Raw genomic sequence first — 20670 nt, 5'->3', positions numbered from 1 at the left:
GCCGAAGGACGCCCAGCGCCAAGCAGTCCGCCAAGCGAAGCGTCGTGCCAGAGTTAGGGTGGCAGTCGCACGGGCCCGTCGGTGAGCGGGGTTTTGAACGAGGTTGGGTATGCCTGATGTCGATTGGAATACGCTGCGCCGCAAGGCAATCGGTGCCGCGGCGGGGGCCTATGCGCCGTACTCCCGATTCCCGGTGGGAGCGGCCGCGCTGGTCGACGACGGGCGCGTGGTCACCGGCTGCAATGTGGAGAACGTCTCATATGGCCTTGGTCTCTGTGCCGAATGCGGTGTGGTGTGCGCCCTGCACACCAGCGGCGGCGGCCGGCTGATCGCGCTGGCCTGTGTCGACGGGCGGGGATCCCCGCTGATGCCGTGCGGGCGGTGCCGCCAGCTGCTGCTGGAGCACGGCGGCCCCGAGCTGCTGGTCGACCATCCGGACGGTCCCCGCCGCCTCGGCGAGCTGCTGCCCGACGCGTTCACCGCCGACCTGCCGCGGGAACCCCGTTGACCGACTTGAACTTCGACGCCCCGACGGTGATCCGCACCAAGCGCGACGGCGGCCGGCTGTCCGACACCGCCATCGAGTGGGTGGTCGACGCGTACACCCATGGCCGGGTCGCCGAGGAACAGATGTCGGCGCTGCTGATGGCGATCTTCCTGCGCGGTATGGACCACGGCGAGACCGCCAGCTGGACCGCGGCGATGCTGGCGTCCGGGGAACGGCTCGACTTCAGCGACCTGGGCAAGCCCACCGTGGACAAGCACTCCACCGGGGGAGTGGGGGACAAGATCACCCTGCCGCTGGTTGCCGTGGTCGCGGCCTGCGGCGCGGCGGTGCCGCAGGCGTCGGGGCGAGGGCTCGGGCACACGGGCGGCACGCTGGACAAGCTCGAGTCCATCGCCGGGTTCACCGCCACGCTGTCCAACCGTCGGGTGCGCGACCAGCTCCGCGATGTCGGCGCGGCCATCTTCGCCGCCGGGGAATTGGCGCCGGCCGACGCCAAGCTGTACGCGCTGCGCGACGTCACCGCCACGGTCGAGTCGCTGCCGCTGATCGCCAGCTCGGTGATGAGCAAGAAGCTGGCTGAGGGCGCCGGAGCGCTGGTGCTCGACGTGAAGGTCGGCTCCGGGGCGCTGCTGAGCTCCCCGCAGCGCTGCCGCGAGCTGGCCCACACCATGGTGGAACTGGGCGCCGCGCACGGCGTGCCCACGCATGCGCTGCTGACCGACATGAACGCCCCCCTCGGCGCGACGGTCGGCAACGCCGTGGAGGTCGCCGAGTCGCTGGAGGTGCTGGCCGGCGGCGGCCCGCCCGACGTGGTGGCGCTGACGCTGCGGTTGGCCGCCGAGATGCTCGAGCTGGCCGGGCTCGACGCCCGCGACCCCGCCGACACGCTGCGCGACGGCACCGCGATGGACCGATTCCGCCGGCTGATCGGCGCCCAGGGCGGCGATTTGTCGGTTCCGTTGCCGATCGGTGCGCATTCCGACACCGTGACCGCCGCCCGGGGCGGCACAATGGGCGATATCGACGCGATGGCAGTGGGGCTGGCGGCATGGCGGCTCGGCGCGGGCAGGTCCCGTCCGGGCGAACGGGTGCAGGCCGGCGCCGGCGTCCGGATCCACCGCCGTCCCGGGGAGCCGGTTTCGGCCGGCGCGCCGCTGTTCCCCCTCTACACCGACCCCCCGGAACGCTTCGGCGCCGCGCTGGCCGAGCTGGAAGGCGGCTACAGCGTCGGCGACACACCGCCGGCTCCGCGGCCGCTGATCATCGATCGGATCGTCACGTGACCACGCCACTGGGCCTCGAGCAGATCAAGAAGGCGCCCAAGGCGCTGCTGCACGATCATCTCGACGGGGGGCTGCGCCCGTCGACCGTGGTGGAGATCGCCGAACAAACCGGCTACGACGGGTTGCCCACCACCGACGTCGACGAGCTGGCCACCTGGTTTCGCACGCAGTCGCACAGCGGCTCGCTGGAGCGCTACCTGGAGCCGTTCTCGCACACCGTGGCGGTGATGCAGACACCCGACGCGCTGCACCGCGTCGCCTACGAGTGCGTCGAGGACCTGGCCGCCGATTCGGTCGTCTACGCCGAGGTCCGGTTCGCGCCCGAGTTGCACATCGACCGGGGGCTGTCCTTCGACGCGATCGTCGACTCCGTGCTGGCCGGCTTCGCCGACGGCGAGAAGGCCTGCGCCGCCGCGGGCCGGCCGATCGTGGTGCGGCTGCTGGTCACCGCCATGCGCCACGCCGCCGTGTCCCGGGAGATCGCCGCGCTGGCTATCCGGTTCCGGGACAAGGGAGTTGTCGGTTTCGACATCGCCGGCGCCGAGGCGGGAAACCCGCCGACGCGGCACCTGGACGCCTTCGAGTACATGCGAGACCACAACGCGCGCTTCACCATTCACGCGGGCGAGGCGTTCGGCCTGCCCTCCATCCACGAGGCGATCGCGTTCTGCGGCGCCGACCGCCTGGGCCACGGGGTGCGCATCGTCGACGACATCGACGTCCTGGGTGGCGGCGAAGTGAGATTGGGAAGGCTGGCGGCCATCTTGCGGGACAAGCGAATTCCGCTCGAGCTGTGTCCCAGTTCCAACGTGCAGACCGGTGCGGTGAAAAGCATCGCCGACCATCCGTTCGACCTGCTGGCCCGCACGCGATTCCGGGTCACCGTCAACACGGACAACCGGCTGATGAGCGATACCTCGATGAGCCGCGAAATGCACCGGTTGGTACAGGCTTTCGGCTACGGGTGGAGCGACCTGGAGCGGTTCACCATCAACGCGATGAAGTCGGCATTCCTTCCGTTCGACGAGCGGTTGGCGATCATCGACGACGTCATCAAGCCGCGCTACGCCGTGTTGATCGCGGGCTGACGCCGCTCGCCCGAAAAGCGGACGAGCGGCGTAGCTTTCGGTTCAGCGGGTGAGCCGGGTGCCGGTGCGGCGACCCGTCAGCGCCTCGTAGAGGGCGATGAGGACGACGGCGGCGCCGACTCCGATGAAGAACGGAATCCACGCGATGCCACCGTTGGCGTTGTGGTATCCGAACTGGCTGGCGACCGCCGAACCGATCAGGCCGCCTACGGCGCCGATCACGACGGTCATGATCATGCCGACGTTCTGCTTGCCCGGCATCACCAGGCGGGCGACGACACCGATGATCGCCCCCACGATGATGGCGAGGATGATGGATCCGACCATTTCAGCTCCTGTCATAACGGCTCCCGGGGTGGGCGCCATCTCGACGAGGATTTCCCCGAAAAGACGGACTTCTAACACAATTGGGCCGGGGTCAGAGCAGGTCGGCGGCGAGCCCGATGGCGCGCACCGTGCCGGCCAGGTGCGTCTGCACCGCGCGCAGCGCTCGGGGGGCGTCGCCGTCACGCAGCGCCTCGGCGATCTCGCGGTGCTCGTCCAGGATCGTCCTCACCCGGTCGGGGTCGCGCAGCGCCGACTCGCCGATCATCCGCATCTGCCGATCCCGCAGCGACGCGTAGAAACCCGCCAGGATGACGTTCCCCGACTCGGCCAGCGTCACGGCGTGGAAGGCGCGGTCGGCGTCGAGGAATTCGGGCCAATCGGCGTGGTCGACGGCGGCGCGCTGCCGCTCGAGCTCGGCCGACATCCGCTCGAAAACCGCGGCGCACACGGCCGGGCCGCGGCCCACCACCTTCGTCGCGGCGAACTGCTCGAGCACCAGTCGCGCCTCCATCACCGATCGGACCTCGTCGGGTGACACGGGGACAACCAGCGCGCCGCGTTGGGGGTACAGCCGCAGCAGGCCCTCGGCCTCCAGCCGCAGGAACGCCTCGCGCACCGGCGTGCGGGACATCCCCAGCGCCGTGGCGACGTCGCCCTCGCTGATCAGCTCCCCGCCGGGGAACGCGCCGGTCAGCACCCGCGTCTTGACGTAGTCCAGCGCGCGGTCCTTGGCCGTGCCCGGCCGCGGGTCGATCGTTGCCACTGCTACCTTCCCCGTAGCTAAGTCGTATCTCAGGCAGTCGACCGTACACCAAGCGATTCCGGTCGCAGCTGGTCTTGACGCTTAGATACAAGATAGATACATTACAGATGTAAGACGTACCCGAGCTTAAGGACCCTTCGCCATGTCCACTCTGGAAACGAACCAGTCGCTGGTCCCCAACCTGGATCCGACGATTCCCGCACCGATGATCAACGTCGCCGAGTACGGCTTCGAGGGCCGCTTCGAAGACTGGGCCGACGACGCGTGCTACTTCGAATACTCCAAAGCCGCCAATCCCATCGGGTCCGGGCTCGCGCCGCAGGTTCCGATTTCCCGCTTTGACCCGGAGATCTACGTCGATCAGCCGACCGGAATCTTCCCCCTCGACCTGTCGAAAGAACTTGGCATCAACACCGGTGCGGCGACCAGCCCCGCGCTGTTGGCCAACTTCGTGCGCATTCGCAGCGGCGAGCAGATCGACGCCAGCCCCAACGCCACCTCCCAGCTGTACTACGTCCTCTACGGGCGTGGCTTCGCGGCGGTCAACGGCCACCTCGTCGGGTTCGAGAAGGGCGACTTCCTGACGCTGCCCGCCGGCACCCACACCGTGTTCTACGCCGCCGCCGAAACGGCGATGTACTGGGTGCACGACGAGCCGCTGCTGCGTTACCTCGGGGCCGAAGCGACCCAGCCGCGCTTCCGTGCGACGAAGTTCTGCCGTGCGGATGCGGTGGCCAAGCTGGAAGAGATCGCGTCGCAGCCCGGCGCCAACGAGAAGAGCCGGGTCAGCGTCCTGCTCGCCAACGCCAACCAGGAGCAGACGCTGACCATCACCCACGTGCTGTGGGCGATGTTCGGCGTGCTTCCGGCCAATCAGGTGCAGCGCCCGCACCGGCATCAATCGGTCGCCCTCGACCTGATCCTCGACGCGCCGAAAAGCGGCTGCTACACCCTGCTGGGGACCCGCCTCGACGAGCACGGCGACATAGTCAACCCCATCCGGGTCGAGTGGCAGGCGGGCGGCGCCTTCACCACGCCGCCCGGAATGTGGCACGCCCACTACAACGAGACCGATCGGCCCGCCCACCTGATTCCCATTCAGGACGCCGGTTTGCAGACCCATCTGCGCAGCCTGGACATCAAGTTCACGCAGCGCCGCGACCTCGTCGTGGGGTGACCGCCCGGTAGGCGCGGTGCAGCGCCGACGTTCGGCGCATAGTGTGGCTGGACATGAAGTTGCCCCTGCTGGGCCCCGTGTCGGTCACCGGCTTCCAGAACGCGTGGTTCTTCCTGTTCCTGCTCGCCGTTCTGCTGGTCCTGGGCATCTACGTCGTGCTGCAGTTCGCCCGCCGCCGGCGCGTGCTGCGCTTTGCCAACATGGAGGTGCTGGAGCGCGTCGCGCCTGCGCACCCCAGCCGGTGGCGGCACGTGCCGACGATCCTGCTGGCGACCTCACTGGTACTGCTGACCACCGCGATGGCCGGGCCAACCTCCGACGTGCGGATCCCGCTGAACCGGGCGGTCGTCATGCTGGTCATCGACGTGTCGGAGTCCATGGCCTCCACCGACGTCGCGCCCGACCGGCTGACCGCCGCGAAGGTGGCCGGCAAGCAATTCGCCGACGAGCTCACCCCCGCCATCAACCTGGGGCTGGTGGAGTTCGCGGCCAACGCCTCGCTGCTGGTCTCGCCGACGACCAACCGTGCGGCGGTGAAGGCGGCGATCGACAGCCTGAAGCCGGCCCCCAAGACCGCGACGGGCGAAGGGCTCTTCACCGCGCTGCAGGCCATCGCGACGGTGGGCTCGGTGATGGGCGGCGGCGAGGGCCCGCCGCCGGCCCGCATCGTGCTGGAGTCCGACGGCGCCGAGAACGTGCCGCTGGACCCCAACGCCCCGCAGGGCGCCTTCACCGCGGCCCGGGCCGCCAAGGCCGAGGGCGTGCAGATCTCCACGATCTCGTTCGGGACGCCGTACGGCACCGTCGAGTACGAGGGCGCCACCATCCCGGTGCCCGTCGACGATCAGACGCTGCAGAAGATCTGCGAGATCACCGACGGCCAGTCGTTCCACGCCGACAGCCTGGAGTCGCTGAAGAACGTCTACTCGACCCTGCAGCGCCAGATCGGCTACGAGACCGTGAAGGGCGACGCCAGCCTGGCCTGGATGCTGCTGGGCGCCGTCGCGATGGCGGGCGCCGTCCTGGCCGGCCTGTTCCTCAACCGCCGGCTGCCCTCCTGACCGGTCAGACCGGCAGCCGCCGATTGATCAGCAGCGCCAGCGCCGTCGCGATCAGCGCGGTGATGACGCCCAGCCGCAACCAGCCGGCGCTGCCCGGCCCGGGCACGGTGCGGTAGCCGATGTCCTTCTCGATGGCGTTGTAGCTCTTGGAGAGCTCGGCGAGGTTGCCGGCGGTGTAGGACTGCCCGCCGGAGAGTTTGGCGATCATCTTCATCTGGTCCGTCGCAACCGGGACGGCGACCCGCTGCCCGTCCATCTCGATCTCGCCGGTCTTGGTGCCGAACGAGATCGTCGAGATGGGCACGCCCTCGTCGCGGGCCAGCCGCGCCGCGGTGTAGGCCCCGTCATGCGGGTCGCTGGGGTTGGACGGCTTGTTCTCCTTGCCGTCGGAGAGCAGCACGATGCGGGCCGGCGGCGGGGTGTCGCCGCCCGTGATGGCGGTGGCGCTGACCGCGTGCAGGGCGGTGAAGATGGCCTCGCCGGTGGCGGTGCTGTCGGCGAAATCGAGCTTCTTGAGCGCATCGATGGTCGCCTGGTGCTGCGGGGTGGGCGGCACCAGCAGGTACGGCGTGCCCGCGAAGCCCACCAGTCCGAGGTTGATGCCCGGGGTCAGCTGGGTGGCGAACTGGGCGGCCGCCTCCTCGGCGGCCTTGAGCCGGTTGGGGGGGACGTCGGTGGCCCGCATGGACTGCGACATGTCGATGACCAGCACGACCACCGCGCGGTTGCGCGGGATGCGCATGTCGTGGGTGGGTGTGGCCAGCGCGACGGTCAGCAGGATCAGGCTGAGCAGCGACACGGCGATCGGGATGTGCCGCGTCGGCGACTGCGGCACGCTCGCCTCGGTGAACCGGCGCAGCCGGCGCCGGCGGCGGGACTGGACCAGGACGTACACCGCGAGCAAAGCCAGCGGGAGCAAACCGAACAGCAGCATGCCGGGGCGTTGAAAGCCGTACAGCGGTAACGGGCCTATCCCGGGAAGCGACACCCGCCAGTAAAGATGAGACTCACCGGCCCGTCAAACGGGGGCTACTCGCGCCTGAGCCGCCCGTCGACGAATTGCTCCAGGTTCTCCCACTCCCGCACCGCCGGGGCGTACGGCGCGGCGGGCTTGCCGACCGAGCCGGGCTCGAGCACGTAGGCCACCAGCTTGCCCAGCGGGCGGCCCGGCTCGAGCGCCTTGTCGACCGTGCCCTCCTCCGAGTAGTCGCCGATGTCGCGGAGCAGCTCGACGGCCAGCTCCAGCTGGTCGCGGTCCACGGCGTCGGGACCGTCGGCGATGTCGTCGGCAAGCCCGCTGAGCACGTAGATGTTGTCCTCGGTGACCTTGACTTCCAGCGAACCGTCGGTGGCGGCGGTGCGGATGTCGTCGTAGGTGCTCAGGTCGGCCAGGTCGTGGTCGTGCTCGTCGGCGAGGTAGCGGGCCAGCGCGCGCTCGGAGGTGAACACGCTGATGCGCCCGTTGCGGCCCAGGAAGATCGGGCGGTCGTCGAGGTAGCACCGCAGCGTGTAGAAGGTCCCCGAACTCGTCATGATCCGAATCGGGTCGATGCCCACTTGCTGCCAGAAATCCTCGTCGCTGCCCAGGATCACCGTGTCGCCGGCCGCGCGCGGTTCCTCGTCCTCCTCGTCGCCGCCCTCCGCGGATTCGTCCGCCTCCGCGTCGGCTTCCTCGTCGGCCTCGGCGGCCGCCTCGGTGTCCTCGACGTCTTCGGTGTCGGGCTCCTCGGGCTCCTCGTCGAGTTCGTCGGCGGCCTTGGCCGACAGCTTCTCGTCGACCTCGGGCGTGCTGACGATGCCCTCGACGGCGCCGAGCACGTCGTCCCAGCCGCGCCCGATGATCTCGCCGATCGCGTTCCAGCGCTTGAGGCCCGCCTTGCCGGTGAAGTGGTCGATCCCGCCCGACACCGTGCCCAGCGTCGGATTGCCGTTGAAGAACTTCAGCACCGCCGCGAGCTCGCACACCGAGCCGATGGACGAGACGAGCGCCAGCGTGCGGGCCAGCGAGGTCACCGACTCCTCGGTCGGCTTCTCCGACACCAACTCCTCGACCGTGACCAGGTCGAACTGCCTGTCCTCGGCTGGTGAGAACTTGTGCGCGTGGGCGGTGGTCAGGTCCTTCCACGCCGGGTGGTCGACCAGGTCGTTGTCGGTATCGGAGCGCACGAACGCGACCAGGTCGGCGACCGAGGAGAACACGTACAGGTCCTCGTCCTTGCCCAGGAACGCCTCCCACTCGTCGCCGGCGTCGCGCCAGCGGGGTGCCCACACGGTGTAGCGGTCACCGTCGGACAGGCTCAGGCGGATGGGCACGAGGTCAGCAGCCATGCGGCACACAATAGCGACGGCCGCCGAGGGCGCCCGGCGCGGCTAGCCCCGACCTAGCCCCAGATATCCGTGATCGGCGGTGCGCCGGCGGCGTAGCCGGTTTTGGGCAGCCCGTACATCTGCTCGATCGTGGAAAGCACGGTGTAGTGGTTGATCTGCTCGCTGTAGCTGCCGGGGCGCACGTGGGCGCCGTAGAAGATCGTCGGGATCTGGTTGCGCCTTCCGCCGTCGTCCTCGTCCCACGTCACGATCAGCAGGCTGTTGTTGGCCGCCGCCCAGTTGGCGTAGCCCGACAGCTCGCGGTTCAGCCAGGCGTCGGCCTGCGCGATGGAGCCGTCGTGCATGTTGTCGTCGTTGTTGGGGATGACGAACGACACGGTGGGCAGGCCGGCGTAGTTGCCCATCGGGAAGGCCGAGAACGGCAGGGAGTTCGCCGGCGGGACGTTGGTGAAGTTGGCCCACGGCACGTGCTTGCGCGCGTATTTCCCGGCGGTGCACGCCGGCGAGCCCACTGCGGGCAGGCCTTCGGCGAAGCCGGCGAACGTGTACCCCGCCGCCAGCAATTCGGAACCCAGGTTGGGTGCGGCGCCGGCGTTGACCGGGCACGTGTCGCTGGTCACGCCGAAGGTGTTGCCGGCGAACAGCGCCAGGTAATTCGGTTCGCTCGGGTGTGTTTCGGCGTAGGACTGGGTCATGTTGGCGCCGGCCGCGGCCAGGGCGGTGATGAAGGGCGCCGACTTGTTGCCGATGATGTTGGCCTCGGAGCGGTTCTCCTCCACCACGATCACGATGTGCGCCGGCTGCGGAAGGGCCGCTGCCGCGAGGCCTATCCGCGGAGCCGGTGGGCCGGGCGCCGGCTGCAGCAGGGCCACCGCGGCGAGGAGTCCGAGAACTCGTAATGCCCTGTCCGTCAGGCGGGTTGCAGCCGGGATTCCGCTGGGCACCACGGGAGCATAGTGGCGGTCAGGGCGCCCCGACGGCTTCGACGCGGGCCGTTTCGGCGGGGCGTTAACGAAATGCGGCCGGATCGTTATATAGGGTCGAACACCGTGGAGGTGCGCATTGTCGATCACCCGCTGGCGGTCGCCCGGCTGACGACGATGCGCGACAAACGCACCGACAGCGACGGATTCCGGGCGGCGTTGCGTGACTTGACCGCGATGTTGATCTACGAGGCCACCCGGGACGCGCCCCGCGAGACCTTCCCGGTCCACACCCCGCTGGCCGAGGCGCTGGGGGAACGGCTGGCCGAGCCGCCCCTGCTGGTGGCGGTGCTGCGGGCCGGGCTCGGCATGGTCGACCAGGCGCTTGCGCTCCTGCCCCAGGCGCGGGTCGGATTCGTCGGCGTCGCCCGCAACGAGGAAACCCACCAGGCGAGTGGGTATTTCGAGTCGCTGCCCGACCGGCTCGCCGGCGTGCCGGTGCTGGTGCTGGATCCGATGCTGGCCACCGGAGGGTCGCTGAAGTACACCGTGGGGCTGCTGCTGGAGCGCGGCGCGACCGACATCACGGTCTTGTGTGCGCTGGCCGCCCCCGAAGGCGTTGCGGCGCTTGAGAAGACGGTGCCCGACGCGCGGCTGTTCACCGTGGCGGTCGACGACGGGCTCAACGAGAACGCCTATATCGTGCCGGGTCTCGGCGACGCGGGCGACCGCCAGTACGGGCCGCGCTAGCTCACAGGTTCGCGGCCGCCGACACCACCTCGTCGCGCAACGCGCGGGCGCGCCGCCGCGCATCCTGCAGGCCGCCGCTGACCGCGCAGCGAACTTCGATGTAGCACTTCAGCTTCGGCTCGGTCCCGGAAGGCCGCACCACCAGCCTGACAGTCGTGTCACCGGCGCCCCCGGTGAAGATCAGCGCGTCGGTGATATCGGTGACGGTCGCGTCGAACCCGGCGAGCGTCGCCGGTGGCGCCGACCGCAGCCGCCGCATCAGGTCGGCGGCCTCGGCGGCGTCGGCGACGCGGCGCGACACCGCGGCGACGTCGTGCACGCCGTGCCGCCGGGCGAGGTCGTCGAGCGCGTCGGTCACCGAACGGCCCCCGTCCTTCAGCGCCGCCACCAGATCGCACACCAGCACCGCGGCGCTGATGCCGTCCTTGTCGCGCACGGCGTCCGGGTCGACGCAGTGCCCGATCGCCTCCTCGTAGGCGTACACCAGGGTGTCGCCGGGCGCGTTCGCGTCGGCGCGCGCCAGCCACTTGAACCCGGTGAGCGTCTCGACGTGGGTGGCGCCGTGGTGGTGGGCGATCGCGGCCAGCATCCGCGACGACACCACGGTGCTGGCCACCACCGCCGTTCGCGGATCGGGGATGTGCGACAGAATGTAATCGCCGAGCAGCCAACCGGTTTCGTCGCCGGACAGCATTCGCCATCCCGATTCGGTGGGGACGGCAACCGCGCAGCGGTCGGCGTCGGGATCGAGCGCGATCGCGACGTCGGCGGTGACGTCGGCCGCGAGGGCGAGCAGCGCGTCGGTGGCGCCGGGCTCCTCCGGGTTGGGGAAGGCGACGGTGGGGAAGTCCGGGTCGGGAGCGAACTGGGCTCCCACGGTGTGCACCTGCGGGAAGCCGGCGCGCTGCAGCGCCTCCACCGCCACGACGCCGCCCACCCCGTGCAGCGGGGTCAGGGCCACCCGCACCGGGCCGGTGCCGCGCCGCACGCCGGCCGCGCGCTCGACGTACTGCTCGACGACATCGGTGACGGCGGGTTGCACCGGCGCCCTGTCGATTTCGTCCGCCGGGGGAGCCGCGGCCATCGCCACCTCGATCTCGCGGTCCGTGGGGGAGACGATCTGGATGCCGCCGTCGGTGTAGACCTTGTAGCCGTTGTCGGTCGGCGGGTTGTGTGACGCGGTGATCTGTATCCCGGCGGCGGCCCCGGCGCGGCGCACGGCGAACGCAACCACCGGCGTGGGGACCGGCCCGGGCAGCAGCGTCACCGAGAATCCGTGGGCGGCAAGCACTTCGGCGGCTACCGTGGCGAAGACGGCGGAGCCGTGCCGGGAGTCGCGCCCGACGATGACCTGCGAGCCGGCCAGGCCGCGGGCGTCCAGCACCCGCGCCACCGCCCAGGTGGCCCGCGACACCACCGCCACGTTCATGGCGTCGGGGCCGCCGCGCACCGGGCCGCGCAGGCCCGCGGTGCCGAACTTCAGTGGGTGGGCGAAGCGTGCGGCGAGTTCGTCGGGCCCGCAGGCGGCGAGCTCGGCGGCCGTCGCCGGGTCGGGATCGTGCGCGACCCACTCCGCCGCGGCGATCGCGAGCCCGGCGTCGCCGGGGGCCGCGGGTCGCCGCCGTTCCTCGGGCGTCATCGCTAGAACCGGGCCACGACGTCGGCCAGCAGGGCGCCCATCCGGCTCGCCGACGCGGCGCCGGCGGCGAGCACCTCGGCGTGGCTCAGCGGCTGGCCGCCGATCCCCGCGGCCAGGTTGGTCACCAGCGACACCCCCAGCACCTCGGCGCCGGCCGCCCGGGCCGCGATGGTCTCGTGCACAGTCGACATGCCGACCAGGTCGGCGCCCAGCGTGCGCAGCATCCGCACCTCGGCGGGCGTCTCGTAGTGCGGCCCCGGCAGCCCGGCGTAGACGCCCTCGGCCAGCCCCGGGTCGACCTGGCGGGCGAGGTCGCGCAGCCGCGGCGCGTAGGCGTCGGTCAGGTCCACGAACTGCGGGCCGACCAGCGGCGAACGCGCGGTCAGGTTGAGGTGATCGCTGATCAGCACCGGCTGGCCGACCGCCATGTCGGTCCGCAGACCGCCGGCCGCGTTGGTCAGCACGACGATGCGCGCGCCGGCCGCGCAGGCCGCCCGCACCGGGTGAACGACGTGACACAGGTCGTGGCCCTCGTAGGCGTGCACGCGGCCGACCAGCACCAGCACCCGGCGCTCGCCCACACGCGTCGACATCAGCTCGCCGGTGTGCCCCACGGCCGTGGGGGGCGCGAAGCCCGGCACGTCGGCCTGGGGCAGCACGGCGGTCGGAGTGCCAAGGGCGTCCGCCGCGGGCCGCCACCCCGATCCGAGGACGACGGCGACGTCGTGCTCGGCCACGCCGGTGCGCTCCCCGATGAATTGCGCCGCCCGCCGCGCGAGGCCGGCGGGATCGGATGCGACGTCGCTCACAGTCGGGGAGCCTAGTGCGGGCCGCCGGATCGAGCGCCGCGATGGTGCCCGCCGGGATATGTGAAAATCTGCCGCATGGATCTTCGTAGGTGGCCGGTCGTCGGCCTGGCCGTCGCCGTTGCGGTGTCGGTGTTTTCGATCACGAGCGGCGCGGCGGCAACGGCGCGGGCCGACGGGTGCCCCGATGTGCAACTGATCTTCGCCCGGGGCACCGCCGAGCCGCCCGGCCTGGGGGTGGCCGGGGACGCGCTGCTGGCCGCGCTGCAGCCCGCGCTGGGCTCGCGCAGCGTCGACGCGTACGCGGTGAACTATCCGGCCAGCTACAACTTCCTGCAGACCGCCGACGCCGCGAACGACGCGCGCGACCACATCGCGCAGATGGTCGACCAGTGCCCGGGGACGAAGCTGGTGCTCGGCGGCTTCTCCCAGGGCGCCGCCGCGGTCTCGATGCTGGCCGGGGTGCCGCCGCTGGGCAACACCATCGGCAACTTCGGCTCGGCGCCCGAGCTGGATCCCGGCCTGGCCGGCAAGGTCAGGGCGGTTGCGGTGTTCGGCAATCCCGGCAATCGCTTCAACACACCGCTTTCGACGACCGGTCTGTTCGCCGGCCGCGCCATCGACATCTGCAGCCCCGGTGATCCGGTGTGCGTCGTCGGCGGCCGGGACCGGGAGGCCCACCACGACTACGGCGTGGCGCCGTACCCCGGACAGGCGGCGGGATTCATCGCCGGACTGGTGTAGCCCCGGCGCTCTTCGTCGCGGTGGGATACTGCGAGGATGCCCACCTCCGCATTGGACCACCCCTCAGGCAGGGTCGAGGATGTCGTGCGGCGACGTGGCCCCGACCTGGTTGAGCTGTCCCACGCCATCCACGCCGAGCCCGAGCTGGCGTTCGCCGAGCATCGCAGCTGCGCCAAGGCCCAGGCGCTGGTCGCCGAGCGCGGTTTCGAGATCACCGCGTCCGCCGGTGGCCTGGAGACTGCGTTTCGCGCCGACTTCGGCAGCGGCCCACTGACCGTCGGGGTCTGCGCCGAATACGACGCGCTGCCCGAGATCGGGCACGCCTGTGGCCACAACATCATCGCGGCGTCCGCGGTGGGCACCGCGCTGGCGCTGGCCGAGGTGGCCGACGAGCTGGGCCTGCGGGTGGCGCTGATCGGTACCCCCGCCGAGGAGATGGGCGGCGGCAAGGCGCTGCTGCTGGCCGCCGGGGTGTTCGACGACATCGCGGCGGCGGTGATGCTGCATCCGGGGCCCGCCGACATCGCGGCGGCCCGCTCGCTGGCACTGTCGGAGGCGACGGTGCACTACCGTGGCAAGGAATCCCACGCTGCCGTCGCGCCGCATCAGGGGATCAATGCCGCCGACGCCGTGACCGTCGCGCAGGTGGCCGTCGGGCTGTTGCGGCAGCAACTGGCCCCGGGTCAACTGGTGCACGGGATCGTCACCGACGGCGGGCAGGCGGTCAACGTCATCCCCGGGCACGCGACGCTGGAGTATGCGATGCGGGCCGTCGAATCGGATTCGCTGAGACAGCTGGAGGGCAGGATGTACGCGTGCTTCGCCGCGGGTGCGCTGGCCACCGGCTGCGAATACGAAATCGACAACCCGGCCCCCGCCTACGACGAGCTCACGCCCGACGCATGGCTGGCTGACGTCTTCCGTGAGGAGATGCGCCGGCTGGGGCGCGAGCCGGTGGCCCGCGAGTTCGAGGCGGCGCTGCCCATGGGCAGCACCGACATGGGCAACGTGACCCAGGTGCTGCCGGGGATCCACCCGGTGGTCGGGGTCGACGCCGGTGGCGCCACGGTGCACCAGCGCGCCTTCGCCACCGCCGCGGCCGGCCCCAGCGCCGACCGCGCCGTCGTCGACGGAGCGATCATGTTGGCCCGCACGGTGGTTCAGCTGGCCCAGACGCCCGCCGAGCGCGACCGCGTCATGGCCGCGCAGGAACGGCGGGCGCCCGCATGAGCCTCGCCGATGCCGCCACCTCCTGGCTGGCCGCACACCACGACAACCTGGTCGAGTGGCGCCGGCACATCCACCGCTACCCCGAGCTCGGCCGGCAGGAGTACGCCACCACCCAGTTCGTCGCCGAGCGGTTGGCCGACGCGGGGCTCAACCCCAAGGTGCTGCCCGGTGGCACCGGGCTGGTCTGCGACCTGGGCCCCGAACACGAGCCCAGGATCGCGCTGCGGGCGGACATGGACGCGCTGCCCATGGCGGAACGGACCGGCGCGCCCTACACCTCCACCATGCCCAACGTCGCGCACGCCTGCGGCCACGACGCCCACACCGCGATCCTGCTCGGCACCGCGCTCACCCTGGCGTCGGTGCCGGAGCTGCCGGTCGGGGTGCGGCTGATCTTCCAGGCCGCCGAGGAGTTGATGCCCGGCGGCGCGATCGACGCCATCGCGGCCGGCGCCATTTCCGGGGTGTCGCGGATCTTCGCCCTGCACTGCGACCCGCGGCTGGAGGTCGGCCAGATCGCGGTGCGCCACGGCCCCATCACCTCGGCGGCCGACCAGATCGAGATCACCCTGCACTCCCCGGGCGGGCACACGTCGCGCCCCCACCTGACCGCCGACCTGGTCTACGGCCTCGGCACGCTGATCACCGGGTTGCCCGGGGTGCTGTCGCGCCGCATCGACCCGCGCAACGGCACGGTGCTGGTGTGGGGCGCAGTCAACGCGGGGGTCGCCGCCAACGCCATCCCGCAGACCGGGGTGCTGGGTGGCACGGTGCGCACCGCCAGCCGGCAGACCTGGGTAGGGCTCGAGGAGATCATCCGGGAGACGGTGTCCTCGCTGCTCGCGCCGCTGGGCATCGACCACACGCTGCAGTATCGGCGCGGCGTGCCGCCGGTGGTCAACGAGGACGTCTCGACACGCATCCTCACCCACGCGATCGAGGCCATCGGCCCCGACGCGCTGGCCGACACCCGCCAGTCCGGCGGGGGCGAGGACTTCTCCTGGTACCTCGAGGAGATTCCCGGCGCGATGGCGCGCCTGGGCGTGTGGCCGGGTCAGGGGCCGCAGCTGGACCTGCACCAGCCGACGTTCGACCTCGACGAGCGCGCCCTGGCGATCGGGCTGCGCGTGATGGTCAACATCGTCGAGCAGGCCGCCGCGTTCTAGCTTTTCCACAGCGCGAGCGACCGTGTCTGTACGGCGACACGCCGCTGTGAGCGGCAATTTGCGGTCGCTCGGCAGGGTGAGTTGTCGGCGTGGCGGAGCCTGCCCACCATGGCCCGCATGCATCCAGAGCTCAGCCGGCTGCTCGACGCCCAGGGCGGCGTCGTCACGTCCGCGCAGGCTCTGACGTACCTGCCGCGTCGGGCGTTGGACCTTGAGATGCAGAAGGTTTGGCATGGCATCTACGGCCGGGGCGAACTGACCACCGCGCTGCAACTCCGTGGCCTGGATTTGGCAACCGGCACCAGCGTCGCCGCATGCATGGGTACAGCCGCCGCCGCGTACGGCTTCGACACCGAGTCGACGCCCGCGCTGCACGTGCTCGAGCCGGATGGCCGCCGACTGCGATCGTCCGACGGACTGATAGTGCACCGGCGTGACGGCGCCCCATTGACCATGGTCGGTGGACGCCCTGTCACCGCCCCCGCGTGGACGGCGATCGAGGTCGCCCGCAGTCTTCGCCGGTCCAGAGGGCTCGCAACGCTGGACGCAGCCTTGCGCAGCGGCGCCTGCATGCCTAGCGAGCTGGCGCGGGCCATCGCTGGACAGTCCGGCCGTCGCGGGATTGTGACCGTCCGCCAACTGCTGGGTCTGGCCAGCCCATTGGCGGAGTCGCCAATGGAGAGCGAGGCACGGCTGGTAATGATCGACGGCGGTTTGCCGACGCCGGTCCTTCAATACGAGGTCGTGGACCTGCCGGGCCGCGTCTGGCGGCTCGACTTCGCCTGGCCAGATCTGCGTGTCGCCGCCGAATACGACGGCGTGGATTGGCATAGCGGGCCCGATGCCTTCATCCGTGACCGCCGACGTTCCTCGGCGCTCCAGGAGATGGGCTGGGCGGTGGTCGCCATCGTGGCCGAAGACGTCAGGCGCCGGCCGTGGGAACTCATCCGCCGGCTCGAGGCACAGTTGGAGCGAGCCCGCGCCGCGTGACGTCTCGCGAGCGACCGCAAATTTCCGCTCACAACGGCGTGTCGCCGTACAGACACGGTCGCTCGCGGGAAGGGATTAGCCGGTGCCCGGGCCGACGTTGTGGGCTGGCCGTGTTCGCAGGTTGTGCACGTAATCGCTTGGGGCTCCGGCGATTTCGGCTGCATCGGCCATCACGCCCAGATACCGCGCCGACGGCAGGCCACCCTCCCAGGCGTCGAGCACATACAACCAGGCCAGCACCGGGTCGGTGCTGGTGTCCGACGAGATGCGCTCGACCCGGCACCGGATCTTCTTGTGCACGCCGAACTCCGAGCCCTCCCACCGATCGAGGTTGTTCTCGTCCGCCGGGGTCATGTCGTAGAGCACGACGAACACCTTGGAATCCGGGTCCTCGACCACGGTGGCCAGCGCGCCCTCCCAGCCGATGTCCTCGCCCCCGAACGTCAGGCGCCAGCCGTGCAGCCAGCCCGTTCCGGCCATCGGCGAATGGGGTGCGCGCTTGAGCATCTGCTCAGGATCCATGTTCGACCCGTAGGCGGCGTAGAGCGGCACGGGGAAAGCTTAGACGTCGGATGCGGGCGCGGTCTTCTCCCGAGGGCCCTCGCCGGGCTGCAGGGTCACCGGGGGCCCCGCTAGGTTGGGGCTGTGGCGACCCGCATCGTGATCCTCGGTGGAGGCCCGGCCGGTTACGAAGCGGCCCTGGTGGCCGCCACCTCCCACCCGGACACCACTCACGTCACCGTCATCGACTCCGACGGCATCGGCGGCGCGGCCGTGCTCGACGACTGCGTCCCCTCCAAGACCTTCATCGCCTCCACCTGGCTGCGCACCGAGCTGCGCCGGGCGCCGCGGCTGGGGTTCGACATCGACATCGACGACGCCAAGATCTCCCTGCCGCAGATACACGCCCGGGTCAAGCAGCTCGCCACCGAGCAGTCGGCCGACATCACCGAACAGCTGCTCGCCGTGGGCGTGCACGTGGTCGCCGGCCGCGGCGAGCTGATCGACCCCACGCCCGGGCTGGCCTGCCACCGCGTCAGGGCGACCGCCGGCGACGGCACCACCAGCGAGTTCGAGGCCGACGTCGTGCTGATCGCGACCGGCGCCAGCCCTCGGGTCCTGCCGTCGGCCCAGCCCGACGGCGAGCGGATCCTGACCTGGCGGCAGCTCTACAACCTCGAGGCGCTGCCCGAGCACCTCGTCGTCGTCGGGTCCGGCGTCACCGGCGCCGAGTTCGTGCACGCCTACACCGAGCTGGGCGTTCCGGTGACGGTGGTCGCCAGCCGCGACCGCGTGCTGCCCTACGAGGACGCCGACGCCGCGCTGGTCCTGGAGGAGGCGTTCTCCGAGCGCGGCGTTCAGTTGGTCAAGAACGCCCGGGCCCAGTCAGTCACCCGCGCGGGAGACGGCGTGCTGGTCACCCTGGCCGACGGGCGCACCGTGGAGGGCAGCCACGCCCTGATGACCATCGGATCGGTGCCCAACACCGGCGGCCTGGGCCTGGACCGCGTCGGCATCGAGCTGGGCCGCGGCGGTTACCTGACCGTGGACCGGGTGTCGCGGACCTCGGTGGCCGGCATCTACGCCGCCGGCGACTGCACCGGCCTGCTGCCGCTGGCGTCGGTCGCCGCCATGCAGGGCCGGATCGCGATGTATCACGCGCTGGGCGAGGGCGTCAGCCCCATCCGGCTGCGCACCGTGGCGGCGACGGTGTTCACCCGGCCCGAGATCGCGGCCGTCGGCGTGCCGCAAACGATGATCGACGACGGCTCGGTGTCGGCCCGCACGATCATGCTCCCGCTGCGCACCAATGCCCGGGCCAAGATGTCGGGTCTGCAGCAGGGCTTCGTGAAGATGTTCTGCCGCAAATCCACCGGCGTGGTGATCGGCGGCGTGGTGGTGGCCCCGATCGCCTCCGAACTGATCCTGCCGATCGCGGTGGCCGTCCAGAACCGCATCACCGTCAACGAGCTGGCGCAGACGCTCGCCGTTTACCCGTCGTTGTCCGGGTCGATCACCGAGGCCGCTCGTCGGCTGATGGCGCACGACGATCTGGACTAGCCTTGGTTCGACACCGTCCTACTGGCGAGTAACCGACAGGAGTTTCCCGGTGACCGATCCGATCCACGCGCCCAGCGAGCTCGGCTCGCCGGCATCCGTGCTGGGACCGCAGCACCGCGAGGTGGCCTGGGAGCGGCTCGGCACCGAGCAGTTCGACGTCGTCGTCATCGGCGGCGGCGTGGTGGGCTCCGGCTGCGCGCTGGACGCCGCCACCCGCGGGCTCAAGGTGGCGCTGGTCGAGGCGCGCGATTTCGCGTCGGGCACCTCGAGCCGCTCGTCGAAGATGTTCCACGGCGGGCTGCGCTATCTCGAACAGCTCGAGTTCGGCCTGGTGCGCGAGGCGCTCTACGAACGGGAGCTGTCGCTGACTACGCTGGCGCCCCATCTGGTCAAGCCGATGCCGTTCCTGTTCCCGCTGACCAACCGCGTGTGGGAACGGCCCTACATCGCGGCGGGCATCTTCCTCTACGACCGGATGGGCGGCGCGAAATCCGTTCCGGCGCAGAAGCATTTGACTCGTGCCGGCGCGTTGCGGTTGAGCCCCGGCTTGAAGCGGACGTCGTTGATCGGCGGAATCCGCTACTACGACACCGTCGTCGACGACGCACGGCACACCCTGACCGTCGCGCGCACGGCCGCCCACTACGGCGCGGTGGTGCGTACCTCCACCCAGGTGGTGGCGATGCTGCGCGAGGGCGACCGGGTCACCGGCGTGCGGGTCCGCGACTCCGAGGACGGGTCGATCACCGAAGTGCGCGGCCACGTCGTGGTCAATGCGACCGGCGTGTGGACCGACGAGATTCAGGCATTGTCCAAGCAGCGCGGGCGATTTCAGGTGCGCGCCTCCAAGGGCGTGCACGTGGTGGTCCCGCGCGACCGCATCGTCAGCGACGTCGCCATCATCCTGCGCACCGAGAAGTCGGTGATGTTCGTCATCCCGTGGGGCAGCCACTGGATCATCGGCACCACCGACACCGACTGGAACCTGGACCTGGCCCACCCCGCGGCCACCAAGGCCGACATCGACTACATCCTGCGGACCGTCAACACGGTGCTCGCCATCCCGCTGACCCATGCCGACATCGACGGCGTGTACGCCGGGCTGCGGCCGCTGCTGGCCGGGGAGAGCGAGGAGACCTCCAAGCTGTCCCGCGAACACGCCGTGGCGGTGCCCGCGCCGGGCCTGGTGGCCATCGCCGGCGGCAAGTACACCACCTACCGGGTGATGGCGGCCGACGCGATCGACGCCGCGGCGCAGTTCGTCCCGGCCCGGGTGGCGCCCTCGATCACCGAGAAGGTCAGCCTGCTGGGCGCCGACGGTTACTTCGCACTGGTCAATCAGGCCGAACACGTTGCGGCGCTGCAGGGTTTGCATCCGTACCGGGTGCGCCACCTGTTGGACCGCTACGGCTCGATGATCGGCGACGTGCTGGGGCTGGCGTCCGGAAACGCCGACCTGCTCACCCCGATCAAGGAGGCGCCCGGCTATCTCAAGGTGGAGGCGCTCTACGCCGTCACCGCCGAGGGGGCGCTGCACCTCGAGGACATCCTGGCCCGCCGGATGCGCATCTCCATCGAATACTCGCACCGCGGCGTCGACTGTGCGCGCGAGGTCGCCGACGTGGTCGCCCCGGTGCTCGGCTGGAGCGCGGCCGACGTGGAGCGTGAGGTGTCGAACTACTCGGCGCGGGTGGAGGCCGAGATCCTCTCGCAGGCCCAGCCCGATGACGTGTCGGCCGACGAACTGCGCGCGAGCGCCCCGGAGGCCCGCGCCGAGATCCTCGAGCCGGTGCCGCTCAATTGAGGCCCGCGCCACTGCCGGTGCG

The 20670-nt window shown here is 70.8% G+C and carries 20 protein-coding genes; 12 read left to right on the top strand and 8 right to left on the bottom strand.

Annotated elements, in window-relative coordinates; all coding sequences use genetic code 11:
- The first annotated feature begins 109 nt into the window (after positions 1 to 109).
- The 3 genes from C1737_RS13725 to C1737_RS13715 are packed head-to-tail and all read left to right on the top strand — an operon-like array spanning position 110 to position 2879.
- A complete protein-coding gene (locus tag C1737_RS13725) occupies positions 110 to 508 on the top strand; it encodes a cytidine deaminase (protein WP_068095945.1) in 399 nt (132 codons plus the stop codon).
- Positions 505 to 1791, top strand: a complete 1287-nt coding sequence (locus tag C1737_RS13720) for a thymidine phosphorylase (protein WP_102418656.1) — start codon at positions 505 to 507, stop codon at positions 1789 to 1791. The genes C1737_RS13725 and C1737_RS13720 overlap by 4 nt, the downstream gene beginning before the upstream one ends.
- Positions 1788 to 2879, top strand: coding sequence for an adenosine deaminase (locus C1737_RS13715; protein WP_067920715.1), 1092 nt, complete (start codon positions 1788 to 1790; stop codon positions 2877 to 2879). The genes C1737_RS13720 and C1737_RS13715 overlap by 4 nt, the downstream gene beginning before the upstream one ends.
- Before the next feature lie 42 nt (positions 2880 to 2921).
- Here the strand turns inward: C1737_RS13715 and C1737_RS13710 are convergent, their stop codons facing one another.
- A complete protein-coding gene (locus C1737_RS13710) occupies positions 2922 to 3206 on the bottom strand; it encodes a GlsB/YeaQ/YmgE family stress response membrane protein (protein ID WP_067920713.1) in 285 nt (94 codons plus the stop codon).
- Positions 3207 to 3297: 91 nt separating this feature from the next.
- The gene (locus C1737_RS13705) at positions 3298 to 3969 is read right to left on the bottom strand and encodes a GntR family transcriptional regulator (RefSeq protein WP_102418655.1); all 672 of its coding nucleotides are present in this window, start codon (positions 3967 to 3969) and stop codon (positions 3298 to 3300) included.
- Positions 3970 to 4111: 142 nt separating this feature from the next.
- Here C1737_RS13705 and C1737_RS13700 point away from each other — a divergent pair, with 142 nt between their 5' ends.
- Together C1737_RS13700 and C1737_RS13695 are read left to right on the top strand one after the other, a co-directional pair.
- Positions 4112 to 5146: a cupin gene (locus C1737_RS13700; protein WP_102418654.1), complete on the top strand. Its 1035-nt coding sequence runs from the start codon at positions 4112 to 4114 to the stop codon at positions 5144 to 5146.
- 53 nt (positions 5147 to 5199) lie between these two features.
- A complete protein-coding gene (locus C1737_RS13695) occupies positions 5200 to 6207 on the top strand; it encodes a VWA domain-containing protein (RefSeq protein ID WP_102419943.1) in 1008 nt (335 codons plus the stop codon).
- A 4-nt stretch (positions 6208 to 6211) separates the two neighbouring features.
- Here C1737_RS13695 and C1737_RS13690 read toward each other — a convergent pair whose 3' ends face one another.
- From C1737_RS13690 to C1737_RS13680, 3 genes are read right to left on the bottom strand one after another with little or no spacing between them, the layout of a single operon-like run.
- Positions 6212 to 7195, bottom strand: coding sequence for a VWA domain-containing protein (locus tag C1737_RS13690; RefSeq protein ID WP_102418653.1), 984 nt, complete (start codon positions 7193 to 7195; stop codon positions 6212 to 6214).
- Between the two features lie 41 nt (positions 7196 to 7236).
- Positions 7237 to 8535 (bottom strand): primosomal protein, encoded by a 1299-nt coding sequence (locus C1737_RS13685; protein WP_102418652.1) that lies wholly within the window; start codon positions 8533 to 8535, stop codon positions 7237 to 7239.
- 53 nt (positions 8536 to 8588) lie between these two features.
- Positions 8589 to 9479 carry an alkaline phosphatase family protein gene (locus C1737_RS13680; RefSeq protein WP_102419942.1) on the bottom strand — a complete coding sequence of 297 codons (891 nt, stop codon included), beginning with the start codon at positions 9477 to 9479 and terminating at the stop codon, positions 8589 to 8591.
- Between the two features lie 105 nt (positions 9480 to 9584).
- Here C1737_RS13680 and upp point away from each other — a divergent pair, with 105 nt between their 5' ends.
- The gene (gene upp / locus C1737_RS13675; protein ID WP_102418651.1) at positions 9585 to 10208 is read left to right on the top strand and encodes a uracil phosphoribosyltransferase; all 624 of its coding nucleotides are present in this window, start codon (positions 9585 to 9587) and stop codon (positions 10206 to 10208) included.
- 1 nt (position 10209) lies between these two features.
- Here the strand turns inward: upp and C1737_RS13670 are convergent, their stop codons facing one another.
- Together C1737_RS13670 and C1737_RS13665 are read right to left on the bottom strand one after the other, a co-directional pair.
- Entirely contained in the window at positions 10210 to 11793 is a 1584-nt protein-coding gene (locus C1737_RS13670) for a phospho-sugar mutase (RefSeq protein ID WP_233214833.1), read from the bottom strand.
- Positions 11794 to 11849: 56 nt separating this feature from the next.
- On the bottom strand, positions 11850 to 12656 hold the full coding sequence (locus tag C1737_RS13665; RefSeq protein ID WP_102418649.1) for a purine-nucleoside phosphorylase: 807 nt from the start codon (positions 12654 to 12656) through the stop codon (positions 11850 to 11852).
- Between the two features lie 123 nt (positions 12657 to 12779).
- Between C1737_RS13665 and C1737_RS13660 the strand changes: the two genes are divergently transcribed.
- From C1737_RS13660 to C1737_RS13645, 4 genes are all read left to right on the top strand, one after another.
- On the top strand, positions 12780 to 13397 hold the full coding sequence (locus tag C1737_RS13660) for a cutinase family protein (RefSeq protein WP_197509252.1): 618 nt from the start codon (positions 12780 to 12782) through the stop codon (positions 13395 to 13397).
- 36 nt (positions 13398 to 13433) lie between these two features.
- A complete protein-coding gene (locus tag C1737_RS13655) occupies positions 13434 to 14627 on the top strand; it encodes a M20 family metallopeptidase (protein WP_102418648.1) in 1194 nt (397 codons plus the stop codon).
- Complete coding sequence (locus C1737_RS13650; RefSeq protein WP_102418647.1) at positions 14624 to 15793, top strand: amidohydrolase; 1170 nt, start codon at positions 14624 to 14626, stop codon at positions 15791 to 15793. Before C1737_RS13655 ends, C1737_RS13650 begins: the two co-directional genes overlap by 4 nt.
- A 117-nt stretch (positions 15794 to 15910) precedes the next feature.
- Positions 15911 to 16783 carry an endonuclease domain-containing protein gene (locus tag C1737_RS13645; RefSeq protein ID WP_102419941.1) on the top strand — a complete coding sequence of 291 codons (873 nt, stop codon included), beginning with the start codon at positions 15911 to 15913 and terminating at the stop codon, positions 16781 to 16783.
- 75 nt (positions 16784 to 16858) lie between these two features.
- Here the strand turns inward: C1737_RS13645 and C1737_RS13640 are convergent, their stop codons facing one another.
- Entirely contained in the window at positions 16859 to 17335 is a 477-nt protein-coding gene (locus C1737_RS13640; RefSeq protein ID WP_067924254.1) for a gamma-glutamylcyclotransferase, read from the bottom strand.
- 93 nt (positions 17336 to 17428) lie between these two features.
- On the opposite strand from C1737_RS13640, the gene C1737_RS13635 reads away from it, so the two are divergent.
- Positions 17429 to 18844, top strand: coding sequence for an NAD(P)H-quinone dehydrogenase (locus tag C1737_RS13635; RefSeq protein ID WP_067924255.1), 1416 nt, complete (start codon positions 17429 to 17431; stop codon positions 18842 to 18844).
- Positions 18845 to 18893: 49 nt separating this feature from the next.
- On the top strand, positions 18894 to 20648 hold the full coding sequence (locus tag C1737_RS13630; protein ID WP_068091535.1) for a glycerol-3-phosphate dehydrogenase/oxidase: 1755 nt from the start codon (positions 18894 to 18896) through the stop codon (positions 20646 to 20648).
- The last annotated feature ends 22 nt before the right edge of the window (positions 20649 to 20670 follow it).

The organism is Mycobacterium sp. 4858 (assembly GCF_900240975.1).
Lineage (GTDB): Bacteria > Actinomycetota > Actinomycetes > Mycobacteriales > Mycobacteriaceae > Mycobacterium.
The sequence above is the reverse complement of the archived record's forward strand: the minus strand, read 5'-3'. Positions and strand labels throughout refer to the sequence as shown.

Excerpts from the sequence above, each read along its gene's own strand:
- C1737_RS13710 (WP_067920713.1), bottom strand. The coding sequence starts at position 3,206 with ATGGTCGGATCCATCATCCTCGCCATCATCGTGGGGGCGATCATCGGT.
- C1737_RS13650 (WP_102418647.1), top strand. The coding sequence starts at position 14,624 with ATGAGCCTCGCCGATGCCGCCACCTCCTGGCTGGCCGCACACCACGAC.
- C1737_RS13700 (WP_102418654.1), top strand. The coding sequence starts at position 4,112 with ATGTCCACTCTGGAAACGAACCAGTCGCTGGTCCCCAACCTGGATCCG.
- C1737_RS13695 (WP_102419943.1), top strand. The coding sequence starts at position 5,200 with ATGAAGTTGCCCCTGCTGGGCCCCGTGTCGGTCACCGGCTTCCAGAAC.
- C1737_RS13655 (WP_102418648.1), top strand. The coding sequence starts at position 13,434 with ATGCCCACCTCCGCATTGGACCACCCCTCAGGCAGGGTCGAGGATGTC.
- C1737_RS13725 (WP_068095945.1), top strand. The coding sequence starts at position 110 with ATGCCTGATGTCGATTGGAATACGCTGCGCCGCAAGGCAATCGGTGCC.
- C1737_RS13645 (WP_102419941.1), top strand. The coding sequence starts at position 15,911 with ATGCATCCAGAGCTCAGCCGGCTGCTCGACGCCCAGGGCGGCGTCGTC.
- C1737_RS13685 (WP_102418652.1), bottom strand. The coding sequence starts at position 8,535 with ATGGCTGCTGACCTCGTGCCCATCCGCCTGAGCCTGTCCGACGGTGAC.